We start from the raw sequence: 12,084 nt of genomic DNA on the forward strand, positions 1-12,084 counted from the left end.
CGCGGGGATTTTTTTCGGACCGGGTTCCCGCCGGCCCCTCAGCGGGCCAGCGGCCACGCCGACAGCTCGGCCACGACCAGGGTCAGCAGGCCGAACAGGGCCAGCAGTGAGCCCGCGCGGAGCGCGGCGGCCCGGCGCAGCGTCCCCGTGGCCGCCCCGAGGCGCCGCAGCGCGGCGGTGGTGTCGGCGCGGGCCTGCCTGGCCTCGACGGCGGCCGTCAGCAGCGTCGCCGTCGTGCAGCCGGCCACCAGCAGCACCCCGAGCACGACGAGCGGGCCGAAGGAGGCGTCCTCGCGGTCGTGCAGCGAGGCCAGGGCGTACGCGGCCGACATCACCGCGCAGACCACGCCCAGCGGGCGTCCGAGGCGCGTGGCCTCGGCCATGAGGACCCGTCCGGCCAGCAGGCGCGGCGCGCCGGGCCGTGCCGTCTGGAGCAGATGGCCGCACAGATGGGTGAGGCCGGGACCGGCCAGGGCGAGACCGACGGCGGTCAGGGCCAGCCCGAGCAGCGCGGAGGGCCGGTCACCCGGCGTGCTCCCGCCGCCCGTACGGCTCGCGAAGGCCTCCACGGCCAGACCGACCGCCAGCACCGCGACACCCCACGGCAGCCCGGACGGCGGCGCGAGCGGCACGGCGGGCGGGACCTCGGCGGAGACCTCGGGGGAGTCGGGGGAGGCCTCCGTCGAGGTCCGGGGAGCGTCCCCGTCCTGCTCCGGTGCCGCCCCGGCCGTACGCCGGCCGCGTGCCGCCGTCCCCAGCTGCCTGCCGAACCGGCCGTACGACCCGAACGACTCGCGCACCGCCGTACGCCGGTACGCGCCGAACCGGCCGTACGTCCGCCCCGCGCGGGCCGCGTAAGCCGCCGGCTCACGCGGCCGCAGCGCCACCGCCACGGCCGCCGACGCACTCAGCGGCACCAGCGCCAGCAGGGTCAGGGCGGCCGGCAGCGGAAGCGGCCGGCCGGCGGCGAGGAAGTCCGTCGCGGCGCCCTCGAAGGGCGTGCCGGTGAGGTCGCCGCGCAGCTGGAGGAAGACCAGCAGGGCCAGCGTCGAGCCCAGCACGCAGGACAGCGCCGTGGTGGCCGCGGAGAGCGCCACCAGCCGGGCGGGGCCGAGCCCGATCGCCGACAGGCCGGTCCGGGGCCGGGTGCCCGGATCGGTGCGGGCGACCGCGACCGCGAAGTGCACGGTGGCCGCCAGCGGGACCGCGCACCAGGCCAGCCGGAGCGCCGAGGCGGACGGGTCGGGGTGGTTCAGCGCGTGACCGAGGGCGCTGAGCAGCAGGAAGCCCGTGCCCGCGGACGCGGCCGCGACCAGGAGACGGCGCAGCTGGACGGCGGGGTGGGCGCCTCGGGTCAGACGGAGAGCGAGCACGCCGCCCGGCCTTCCGGCTCGGCCGCCCCGGAGACCGGCGGCAGGTGTACGGTGCGCACGCGCCGTCCGTCGAGCAGCGGCACCGTGCGGTCGGCGAGGGCCGTGGTCTGCGGGTTGTCGGTCGCGAGGACCACCGTGATGCCGTGCGAGCGGGCCGCGGTGGTGAGCGTGCGCAGCACGTGGGTGCGGTCGACGCGGTGCAGCGGGGCGGTCGGCTCGTCGGCGAACAGCACCGAGGGCGCCGGGGCGAGGGCGCGGGCGATGCACACCCGCTGCCGCTCGGCCTGCGTCAGCTCCCCGGGGTGCTTGCGGGCCCCGTCGCCGATGTCGAGGCGCTCCAGCCACTCCAGGGCCGCCGTCCTGGCGCGGCGCCGGCCGACGCCGCGCAGCATCAGCGGCAGGGCGGTGTTCTCCCAGACGTTCAGCTCGGGCACCAGCAGCGGGTCCGGGTCGATCCAGCCGAAGTGGTCCCGGCGCAGCCGCTCGCGGACGGCCGGGCTCATGGTGTGCACGGGCACACTGTTGAACCAGACCTCGCCGCTGCGTGCGGTCAGCAGGCCGGACAGACAGCGCAGCAGGGTCGTCTTGCCGCTGCCGCGCGGGCCGCCGACGGCGAGGATCTCGCCCTCCCGGACACCGAGCGAGACCCCGCTCAGTCCGGGCGAGCCGTCGTCGTACCGGTAGTGCAGGGCTCGCGCCCAGAGCACGTCGTTGTCCGGTGGGGCCACCATGGCGTACACCTCGGTTCGGATCGGAAATGCCGTGCGCGGTTCGGGTAAGTCCCCCGTCCGGGGGAACGAAGGCAGGGCCGATCGGTCACTCGCACGCTAGGCAGGCCGCGACGAGAGGCGGGACAGCACACGGCCCCGGACGCCCGTTTCTCACTCGAACGGGCGGCACCGGGGCCGGTGTTGATCATTCAGAAGGAAGATCGGAACCTCCAATGGCCTACAGCTTGGTCCAGGCCTCCGAGAGGGTCGCGCGCAGGATCTGCTCGATCTCGTCGAAGGTCTCCTGGTTCGAGATCAGCGGCGGGGCGAGCTGGACGACCGGGTCGCCGCGGTCGTCGGCACGGCAGTACAGGCCGTTCTCGAAGAGCTTCTTCGACAGGAAGCCGTACAGGACGCGCTCGGTCTCGTCGGCGTCGAAGGACTCCTTGGTGTTCTTGTCCTTGACCAGCTCGATGCCGTAGAAGAAGCCGTTGCCGCGGACGTCGCCGACGATCGGCAGGTCGTGCAGCTTCTCCAGGGTCGCGCGGAAGGCGCCCTCGTGGTCCAGCACGTGCTGGTTGAGGCCCTCGCGCTCGAACAGGTCGAGGTTGGCGATGCCCACGGCCGCCGAGACCGGGTGGCCGCCGAAGGTGTAGCCGTGCAGGAAGGTGTTGTCGCCCCGGTAGAACGGCTCGGCCAGGCGGTCGGAGACGATGCACGCACCGATGGGGGAGTAACCCGAGGTCATGCCCTTGGCGCAGGTGATCATGTCCGGCACGTAGCCGAACTTGTCGCACGCGAAGGTGGTGCCGAGCCGGCCGAAGGCGCAGATGACCTCGTCGGAGACGAGCAGCACGTCGTACCGGTCGCAGATCTCGCGCACCCGCTGGAAGTAGCCGGGCGGGGGCGGGAAGCAGCCGCCGGCGTTCTGCACCGGCTCCAGGAAGACGGCCGCGACCGTGTCCGGGCCCTCGAAGAGGATCTGCTGCTCGATCTGGTCGGCGGCCCAGCGGCCGAACGCCTCGGGGTCGTCGCCGTGGATCGGCGCCCGGTAGATGTTGGTGTTGGGCACCTTGTGCGCGCCCGGCACCAGCGGCTCGAACGGGGCCTTCAGGGCCGGCAGTCCGGTGATGGACAGGGCGCCCTGCGGGGTGCCGTGGTAGGCCACCGCGCGGGATATGACCTTGTACTTGGTCGGCTTGCCGGTCAGCTTGAAGTACTGCTTGGCGAGCTTCCAGGCGGTCTCCACCGCCTCGCCGCCGCCGGTGGTGAAGAAGACCTTGTTGAGGTCGCCCGGGGCCTCGTGCGCGAGCCGCTCCGCGAGCTCCACGGCCTTGGGGTGGGCGTAGGACCACACGGGGAAGAAGGCCAGCTCCTGGGCCTGCTTGGCGGCGGTCTCCGCGAGTTCCTGGCGGCCGTGGCCCGCCTGCACCACGAACAGGCCCGCGAGGCCGTCGAGGTAGCGCCTGCCCTTGTCGTCGTAGATGTGGGTGCCCTCGCCCCGGACGATGGTGGGGACGGGGGAGTTCTCGTACGAGGACATGCGGGTGAAGTGCATCCACAGGTGGTCGTACGCGGACCTGCTGAGGTCCTCGGTGCTGCCGGTGCTCACGATTATCGGGTTCCCCACATGTAGGTCTGCTTCTTGAGCTTGAGGTAGACGAAACTCTCGGTGGAGCGCACCCCGGGAACGGCCCGGATGCGTCCGTTGATGACCTCCAGGAGGTGGTCGTCGTCCTCGCAGACGATCTCGACCATGAGGTCGAAGGACCCCGCGGTCATCACCACGTACTCGCACTCGTCCATGGCGGTCAGCGCGTCGGCCACGGCCTCCACGTCGCCCTCGACGTGGATCCCGACCATCGCCTGGCGGCGGAAGCCCACGGTGAGCGGGTCCGTGACGGCGACGATCTGCATCACGCCCTGGTCGAGGAGCTTCTGGACGCGCTGGCGCACGGCGGCCTCCGACAGGCCCACGGCCTTGCCGATGGCGGCGTACGGCCGGCGGCCGTCCTCCTGGAGCTGCTCGATGATGGCGAGGGAGACGGCGTCCAGCGGGGGACGGCCGCCGTTCTTGGACTCGCGGGAGTCCTTCGGATCTGCGCTTCGACTGGCCACGGTGCCACTGTGCACGACGTATCGACAGTTTCGCAAGGCTTGATCGATGAATTTCGTTGTCTGAAGCGTCTCTGCTTGCGGATTTCGCAGGAGTGGGGCGGGTGGGGGTGTTGAAAACATCAGCTGTCGGTCTAGGGTGGGTTTCTCAGAGGCTGGACACTCGACATTTCTCGACACCCCAGACACCTCGGACACCCACGAGGAACACCAGGAGGGCCTGCAGTGAGCACCGAGCTGCGTCGTCTGCGCAACTACATCGGCGGTGAGTTCCGGGACGCCGCCGACGGCCGGACCACCGAGGTGGTCAACCCCGCGACGGGCGAGGCGTACGCGACCGCTCCGCTGTCCGGGCAGGCGGATGTGGACGCCGCGATGGCGGCCGCCGCCGAGGCGTTCCCCGGCTGGCGCGACACCACCCCGGCCGAGCGCCAGAAGGCCCTGCTGAAGATCGCGGACGCCTTCGAGGAGCGCGCCGAGGAACTCGTCGCGGCCGAGGTGGAGAACACGGGCAAGCCCGTCGGGCTGACCCGCACCGAGGAGATCCCGCCGATGGTGGACCAGATCCGCTTCTTCGCGGGTGCGGCGCGGATGCTGGAGGGCAAGGGCGCCGGCGAGTACATGGAGGGGCTGACCTCCTTCGTGCGCCGCGAGCCGGTCGGCGTCTGCGCGCAGGTCGCGCCCTGGAACTACCCGATGATGATGGCCGTGTGGAAGTTCGCCCCGGCGATCGCCGCGGGCAACACGGTCGTCCTGAAGCCCTCGGACACCACCCCGGCCTCCACGGTCCTGCTCGCCGGGATCCTCGGCTCGATCCTGCCCAAGGGCGTCTTCAACGTCGTCTGCGGCGACCGCGACACCGGCCGACTGATGGTCGAGCACCCCACCCCGGCGATGGCGTCCATCACCGGCTCGGTGCGCGCCGGCATGTCGGTCGCCGAATCCGCGTCCAAGGACCTCAAGCGGGTCCACCTGGAACTGGGCGGCAAGGCCCCGGTCGTCGTCTTCGAGGACACCGACGTCGCCAAGGCCGTCGAGGGCATCTCGGAGGCGGGCTTCTTCAACGCCGGACAGGACTGCACGGCCGCCACGCGCGTCCTCGTGCACGAGTCGATCCACGACGAGTTCGTCTCCGCGCTCGCCGAGGCCGCCGCCGGCATGAAGACCGGTATGCCGGACGACGAGGACGTGTTCTTCGGTCCGCTCAACAACGCCAACCAGCTCAGGCAGGTCGAGGGCTTCATCGAGCGGCTGCCGGCGCACGCGCGCGTGGTCGCCGGCGGCAAGCGCGTCGGCGACAAGGGCTACTTCTACGCCCCGACCGTCGTCTCCGGCCTCAACCAGGACGACGAGATCGTCCAGAAGGAGGTCTTCGGTCCGGTCATCACCGTCCAGTCCTTCACCGACGAGGACCAGGCCGTCGCGTACGCCAACGGCGTCGAGTACGCGCTGGCCTCCTCGGTGTGGACCAAGGACCACTCCCGCGCGATGCGGATGTCCAAGAGGCTGGACTTCGGCTGCGTGTGGATCAACACGCACATCCCGCTGGTCGCGGAGATGCCGCACGGCGGCTTCAAGAAGTCCGGCTACGGCAAGGACCTCTCGGCGTACGGCTTCGACGACTACACGCGGGTCAAGCACGTGATGACGTCCCTGGACGCGTAAGCGCCAAGGCGTCGGCCCCGGACGGTTGGACCACCGTCCGGGGCCGACGTGTTCCCCGGGCCGATCCCATTTTTGAACATGTTCAACTCGGGGCGTACGCTGCTGCCATGAGCGACAGAGCCGCCCTGCTCAAGGGCATCCGCGCCTGGCTGGCCTTCTTCGTCGTCTGCCTGGTGCTCAGCGGCGCCACCGCCTTCCCGCTGGTGCACGAACTGCGCTGGGCCGAGGACCTGCTCCGCTCCCTGTCGGCGCCGGAGCACCTCCCCGCCCTCATGGACTGGATCGAGCGCGTGCGCCAGGGGCTCGAGACCGCCGACGCCGAGTACCCGTTCCTCCTCTACGGCACCGACTGGCTCGCCTTCGCGCACCTCGTGATCGCGGTCGCCTTCCACGGTCCCTACCGCGACCCCGTCCGCAACGTCTGGGTCGTCGAGTTCGGCATGATCGCCTGCGCCGGCGTCATCCCGCTCGCCCTGATCTGCGGCCCGGTCCGCGGCATCCCCTTCTGGTGGAGCGTCATCGACATGGCGTTCGGCGTGTTCGGCGTGATCCCGCTGTACGTCGTACGCCGGAAGATCAAGCGGCTGGAGGCGCTCACGCCGCACACGACGCCGGCCCTCGTCACCCGAGGGCGGCCCGCTTGATGCGCTCGGCGACCGGGTTCGGCGTCGTGTCCTTCGCGTCGGTGTCGGTGAGCGCGTACACGAGGGTGCGGCTCAGGTCCTCGGTCGCGGCGATCGCCGTGCTGTAGCCGGGGCGGGCGCCGGTCTTGAGCCAGTAGACCGTGCCCTCGTGCTCCCAGCGGGTCAGGCCCGCGCTGTAGGCGGCGCCCTTGATGTCCGTGGGAACCGTGAACATCTCCCGCAACTGCGGTTCGGGCACGATCTGCCCGCCGAAGAGAGCCGTGCCGAGCCGCTCCAGGTCGGCGGTGGTCGAGATCATGTCCCCGGCCGCCCAGCGGTCGGCCACGTTCCATTCGGTCACGTCCACGAGCCGGGTCGTCCCGTCCGGCCGGGGCGCCGCCTGGTAGCCGCGGTGGTGCGGTCCGCGGATGCGGGGGTCGGCGCCGGGGAAGTACGTGTGCTCCATCCCGGCGGGACGCAGCACGAGCCGGGTGGCCTCGGAGGCGTACGACCGCCCGGTCACCTTCTCGATCAGCATGCCGAGGATCGTGTAGTTGATGTTGAGGTACTGCTGCTGGTCACCGGCGGTGAACGCCGGGCCCTTGGCGACCGCCGACTTCACGACCCGCCGCGGGGTGAGCGTGTCGTAGCGGTGCGCGTACTGCTCCTCGAAGGTGTCGCCCCAACTGACGCCCGGCTGGATGCCGCTGGTGTGGTTCAGCAGGTTTCTTACGGTGACGGGCTCCTTGAACTCGGGGCCGAGCAGGCCGGGCAGGTAGCGCTCGATCGACGCGTCGAGATCGACCTCGCCCCGGGCCGCCAGCCGGAGGACGGCGGCGGCCGTCACCACCTTGGTCGTCGAACCGGCCCTGAACCGCGCGTCCGGGTCGGCCGCCCGGCCGCTCACCAGGTCCCGCACCCCCGAACTGCCCTGCCAGGAAGCCTCGGTGCCGCTCAGCCGGACGAGTGCGGCCGTGGTGCTCTCGTCGGGCAGCCCTTCGATCGCCTCGCACAGCGCCTTGTCCGACGGGGCGGCACCGCACACGGGCGCCGACGGGGCGGGGGAGGCGAAGGCGGGCGCGGCGAGCGGGCCCGCGCCCAGGGCGAGGACGAGGGAGGCGGTGAGCAGGGTGGTGCGACGACGGGTGTGCATCGGTTGCTCCTCGGGGAGTTCGGCGGAAGGACGTGATCATCCTCCGGCCGGGCGGGCCACCTCCGGATCGTCGCCGGGGAGGGCGCCCGCCCTGACGCACCCCCGATCAACTTCCATGAGGAGAAAGGGAAGTCGTCAGGGGCTCCCCCTAAGGTGACCGCCGCCCCGGCCGGCCCCCGGCGTCCCGCAGCGCGCACAGGACGTCGATGCGGTTGGTGGTGATCGAGTCGACGCCCAGGGCCAGCAGGCGGCGCATGGAGCGGCGGGTGTCCGGGGTCCAGACGGAGAGCAGGTAACCGGCGTGGTGGACACGGTCCGCGAGGGCGCGGTCGACCAGGCCGAAGCGGTAGTTCAGCCAGCGCGGGCGGATCGCCTCGAGCAGACCGGCGCGGGCCGGCGCCACGGTCGTACGCGTGAGCGCGATCTCGGCGGACGGGTCCGCCGCCCGTACGGCGAGCATGGCGGGGGCGCCCGCGCAGTAGAGGACGCGGCCCTGGGCGCCCCGTTCGCGCACGGTGTCCACGACCCGGCGCACCGCGTGGACGTCCGGCGCGCCGGGGAGGTCGATCATCATCCGGCCGCCGTCCGTCGCCGCCAGCGCGTCAAAGAGCGTGGGCACCCCGTCGCCCGTGACCCCGCGCACCTCCTCCCACGACAGCGACCGCAGCGGACGGTCGTGTCCCCAGAGCCGCTTCAGCGTGTCGTCGTGCAGCAGCACCGGGACGCCGTCCCGGGTGAGGCGTACGTCGACCTCGACCGCGTCCGCGCCCCGGTGGAGCGCGGAACGCAGCGAGGCGAGGGTGTTCTCACGGACGCGGTAGGGGTCGCCGCGGTGGGCCACGGCGGTCACGTTCTGCATGGCGGCCCTCCGCGGGTGGTCAGGAGGCGAGCCAGGACGCGGTGTGGGCGTCGATCTCGGCGGCCAGCCGCGCCTTGCCGGCCGGGTCCATGAAGGACGCCTCGACCGCGTTCTTCGCCAGGTCGGCCAGCCCCCGCTCGTCGAGTTCCAGCAGCCGCGCGGCGACCGCGTACTCGTTGTCGAGGTCGGTGCCGAACATCGGCGGGTCGTCGGAGTTGACGGTGACCAGGACGCCGGCCCGCACGAACTCCTTGATGGGGTGCTCGTCGAGGTCGGTCACCGCGCGGGTGGCGATGTTGGAGGTGGGACACACCTCCAGCGGGATGCGCCGCTCGGCCAGGTGCCGGAGCAGCTTCGGGTCGAGGGCGGAACTGGTGCCGTGCCCGATGCGCTCGGCGCCCAGTTCGTTCAGCGCGTCCCACACCGTCTCCGGACCGGTGGTCTCGCCGGCGTGCGGCACGGAGTGCAGTCCGGCGGCGATCGCGCGGTCGAAGTAGGGCTTGAACTGCGGCCGGGGCACGCCGATCTCGGGCCCGCCGAGACCGAAGGAGACCAGGCCCTCCGGGCGCAGCCGGTCGTCGGTGGCGAGCCGCACGGTCTCCTCGGCGGACTCGAGACCGGCCTCGCCGGGGATGTCGAAGCACCAGCGCAGCACGGTCCCGAACTCGGACTCGGCCGCCTTGCGGGCGTCCTCGATCGCGTCCATGAAGGCACGCTCGTCGATGCCGCGCCGGGTGGAGGAGAACGGGGTGATGGTCAGCTCGGCGTACCGCACCTGCTGCCGGGCCAGTTCGCGCGCCACCTCGTAGGTCAGCAGCCGTACGTCCTCGGGGGTGCGGACGAGGTCGACGACGGACAGGTACACCTCGATGAAGTGGGCGAAGTCCGTGAAGGTGAAGTAGTCGGCCAGGGCCTCGGGATCGGTGGGGACCTTGGAGTCGGGGTGGCGGGCGGCCAGCTCCGAGACGATGCGGGGGGAGGCGGACCCGACGTGGTGCACGTGCAGTTCGGCCTTGGGCAGCCCGGCGATGAAGGCGTGCAGATCGCGTGGGACGCGCGGATCGACGAGACGGTCGGTCAAGGTTCCTCCCCGGAACGGCGCCCCGGGCCGCACGGGCGGCGGGGCGCGGATGATCGGCTGATCGGTGACTCGGGGTCATCGTAGGCGGTGGGGGCAGGGGGGCGGGGCGGTACGGAGCGGCGGAGCCGTAGCATGGCCGGACGATCGAGGGCCAGGGGGTAACTCCAGATGACGGACGTGACGCAGCCGAACGGGGACACGGGCGCCGGCGACCCGTGGGCGCCCCCGGAGGACCGGACCTCACTGGACAAGGACCGCGCGCCCGGCGCCGGCCGGCCGCCGCAGTCACCGGCCACGCCGACCGTCGCCGAGGGACTGGCCGCGCCGCAGCCGCCGTCCGTGCACGACCAGCCCACCGTCGCGGGGATGCCGGGCGCCGGCTTCGTCCCGCCGGCCGACGCCAGGCCCCCGGCCGGCGCCGCGCCGTTCGACACCCAGGGCTCCATGCTGCCCCCGCCGCCCGTCGCCCCCACCGGTCCCGGCGCACCCGGCGGCTACGGACACCCCGGCTACCCGCCGGGCTACGGCTGGCCCGGCATGCCGGTGCAGCGGCAGAACGGCATGGGCACCGCCGCCATGGTGCTCGGCATCCTGGCCTGCTGCCTGTTCTGCATGTACGGCGTGGTCTCCGTCGTCCTCGGCGTCCTCGCCATCGTCTTCGGGATCAAGGGCCGCCGGAAGGCCGAGGAGGGTCTGGCCGACAACCACGGGCAGGCCCAGGCCGGTCTGATCACCGGCATCATCGGCCTCGTCCTGGGCATCGCCGTGATCGTCCTGATAGCCGTCGGCATCACGGCCGCCATCAACAGCGAGGAGGACGGCTGGGAGGACGAGGACTACTACGGCGCCCACCGCCCGGCCGCCACCGCTCCCGTCCTCCGCTGACCGGACCGGTCGCCACCGGTCGCCACGGACCGAAGACGCCGACGGCCCGAGCCCCCGCACGGCGGGCTCGGGCCGTCGGCCTTCTCCGGACGGGTCAGAGCGCGAGGCCGGTCAGGACCATCACGCGCTCGTAGGTGTAGTCGTCCATCGCGAACTTCACGCCCTCGCGGCCCACACCGGACTGCTTGGCGCCGCCGTACGGCATCTGGTCGGCGCGGTAGGAGGGCACGTCGCCGATGACCACACCGCCGACCTCCAGGGCCCGGTGGGCGCGGAAGGCGGTCTGCAGGTCGTGCGTGAAGACGCCCGCCTGGAGGCCGTACTTGGAGTCGTTGACGGCGGCGAAGGCCGCCGCCTCCCCGTCCACCTTCCGCACGGTCAGCACCGGCCCGAAGACCTCCTCGCAGGAGATCGTCGCCTCGGCCGGTACGTCGGTGAGCACGGTCGGCGCGTAGGAGGCGCCGTCGCGCTTGCCGCCGGTGAGGAGGGTGGCGCCCGCGGCGACGGCCTCGTCGACCCAGGCCTCCACCCGCTGCGCGGCGGCCTCGCTGATCAGCGGGCCGACGTCGGTGGCCTCGTCGTTCGGGTCACCGGTGACCTGCGCCTCGACGGCGGCGACGATGCGCGGCAGCAGACGGTCGTACACGGAGGCGTCGGCGATCACGCGCTGCACGGAGATGCAGGACTGGCCGCCCTGGTAGTTGGAGAAGGTCGCGATGCGCTGCGCGGCCCGGTCCAGGTCCTCGTCGCTCGCGAAGTCGGCGAGGACGACGGCCGCGCCGTTGCCGCCCAGCTCCAGGGTGCAGTGCTTGCGCGGCACCGAGTCCATGATCGCGTAACCGACCCTCTCGGAGCCGGTGAAGGAGATCACCGGCAGCCGCTCGTCCTGGACCAGGGCGGGCATACGGTCGTTGGGGACCGGGAGGATGCTCCAGGAACCGGCGGGCAGCTCGGTCTCGGCGAGCAGCTCACCGAGGATCAGACCGGAGAGGGGCGTGGCGGGCGCCGGCTTGAGGATGATGGGCGCGCCCGCGGCGATCGCGGGGGCGATCTTGTGGGCGCACAGGTTCAGCGGGAAGTTGAACGGCGCGATGCCGAGGACGACGCCCTTGGGGAAGCGGCGGGTGAGGGCGAGCCGGCCCTGGCCGCCGGCGTCGGTGTCCAGGCGCTGGGCCTCGCCGCCGTTGAAGCGGCGGGCCTCCTCGGCGGCGAAACGGAACACGGAGACCGCGCGGCCGACTTCGCCGCGGGCCCACTTGACCGGCTTGCCGTTCTCGGCGGAGATCAGGCGGGCGATCTCCTCGGTGCGCTCGACGAGGCGGCGGCTGACGTGGTCGAGGGCGGCGGCACGGATGTGGGCGGGGGTGGCGGCGAAGTCCTCGCGGACGGCGTGGGCGGCGAAGACGGCGTCCTCGACCTGGGCGTCGGTGGGGACGCTCACCGTGCCGACGGTGTGGCCGTCCCAGGGGGAGGTGACGTCGAAGGCGGTCTCGCCGGTGGCCTGGCGGCCGGCGAGCCAGAAGGCGGTGGTGGAAGTCATGTGCGGGTTCCGGCCCTTCCGCGGTCGGGGGTGTGGGTGGGGTGCTGGGACCACGGTAGGGCGGGGGGCGGGGAGCGGGC

General features: G+C 72.4%; 11 protein-coding genes. 3 read left to right on the plus strand and 8 right to left on the minus strand.

The window, feature by feature from the left end; genetic code table 11:
* Window positions 1-38: 38 nt before the first annotated feature.
* From ADK41_RS36855 to ADK41_RS36870, 4 genes are all read right to left on the minus strand, one after another.
* A complete protein-coding gene (locus tag ADK41_RS36855; RefSeq protein WP_030824873.1) occupies window positions 39-1,373 on the minus strand; it encodes a hypothetical protein in 1,335 nt (444 codons plus the stop codon).
* Window positions 1,355-2,104 (minus strand): ABC transporter ATP-binding protein, encoded by a 750-nt coding sequence (locus tag ADK41_RS36860; RefSeq protein ID WP_030824874.1) that lies wholly within the window; start codon window positions 2,102-2,104, stop codon window positions 1,355-1,357. Before ADK41_RS36860 ends, ADK41_RS36855 begins: the two co-directional genes overlap by 19 nt.
* A 217-nt stretch (window positions 2,105-2,321) precedes the next feature.
* Window positions 2,322-3,713 (minus strand): aspartate aminotransferase family protein, encoded by a 1,392-nt coding sequence (locus tag ADK41_RS36865; protein WP_380954902.1) that lies wholly within the window; start codon window positions 3,711-3,713, stop codon window positions 2,322-2,324.
* Entirely contained in the window at window positions 3,698-4,216 is a 519-nt protein-coding gene (locus tag ADK41_RS36870; RefSeq protein ID WP_030824878.1) for an Lrp/AsnC family transcriptional regulator, read from the minus strand. Before ADK41_RS36870 ends, ADK41_RS36865 begins: the two co-directional genes overlap by 16 nt.
* A gap of 207 nt (window positions 4,217-4,423) precedes the next feature.
* Between ADK41_RS36870 and ADK41_RS36875 the strand changes: the two genes are divergently transcribed.
* Window positions 4,424-5,863, plus strand: a complete 1,440-nt coding sequence (locus ADK41_RS36875) for a gamma-aminobutyraldehyde dehydrogenase (RefSeq protein ID WP_030824881.1) — start codon at window positions 4,424-4,426, stop codon at window positions 5,861-5,863.
* Window positions 5,864-5,970: 107 nt separating this feature from the next.
* Window positions 5,971-6,507: a hypothetical protein gene (locus tag ADK41_RS36880; protein ID WP_030824884.1), complete on the plus strand. Its 537-nt coding sequence runs from the start codon at window positions 5,971-5,973 to the stop codon at window positions 6,505-6,507.
* Here ADK41_RS36880 and ADK41_RS36885 read toward each other — a convergent pair.
* The 3 genes from ADK41_RS36885 to ADK41_RS36895 all read right to left on the minus strand — a co-directional run bounded on the left by ADK41_RS36885 (window position 6,485) and on the right by ADK41_RS36895 (window position 9,633).
* Complete coding sequence (locus ADK41_RS36885; protein WP_030824887.1) at window positions 6,485-7,639, minus strand: serine hydrolase domain-containing protein; 1,155 nt, start codon at window positions 7,637-7,639, stop codon at window positions 6,485-6,487. The genes ADK41_RS36880 and ADK41_RS36885 overlap by 23 nt on opposite strands.
* Before the next feature lie 148 nt (window positions 7,640-7,787).
* Window positions 7,788-8,498 (minus strand): glycerophosphodiester phosphodiesterase, encoded by a 711-nt coding sequence (locus tag ADK41_RS36890; protein ID WP_030824891.1) that lies wholly within the window; start codon window positions 8,496-8,498, stop codon window positions 7,788-7,790.
* A gap of 19 nt (window positions 8,499-8,517) precedes the next feature.
* Window positions 8,518-9,633 (minus strand): adenosine deaminase, encoded by a 1,116-nt coding sequence (locus ADK41_RS36895; RefSeq protein ID WP_106979442.1) that lies wholly within the window; start codon window positions 9,631-9,633, stop codon window positions 8,518-8,520.
* A 114-nt stretch (window positions 9,634-9,747) separates the two neighbouring features.
* Between ADK41_RS36895 and ADK41_RS36900 the strand changes: the two genes are divergently transcribed.
* Window positions 9,748-10,464, plus strand: a complete 717-nt coding sequence (locus ADK41_RS36900; protein ID WP_030824897.1) for a DUF4190 domain-containing protein — start codon at window positions 9,748-9,750, stop codon at window positions 10,462-10,464.
* 94 nt (window positions 10,465-10,558) lie between these two features.
* On the opposite strand, the gene ADK41_RS36905 is transcribed toward ADK41_RS36900, so the two are convergent.
* A complete protein-coding gene (locus ADK41_RS36905; protein ID WP_030824900.1) occupies window positions 10,559-12,004 on the minus strand; it encodes an aldehyde dehydrogenase family protein in 1,446 nt (481 codons plus the stop codon).
* Window positions 12,005-12,084: the final 80 nt, after the last annotated feature.

Origin of the sequence: Streptomyces caelestis, assembly GCF_001279005.1 — a bacterium.
In the GTDB taxonomy this organism is placed as follows: domain Bacteria; phylum Actinomycetota; class Actinomycetes; order Streptomycetales; family Streptomycetaceae; genus Streptomyces; species Streptomyces heliomycini.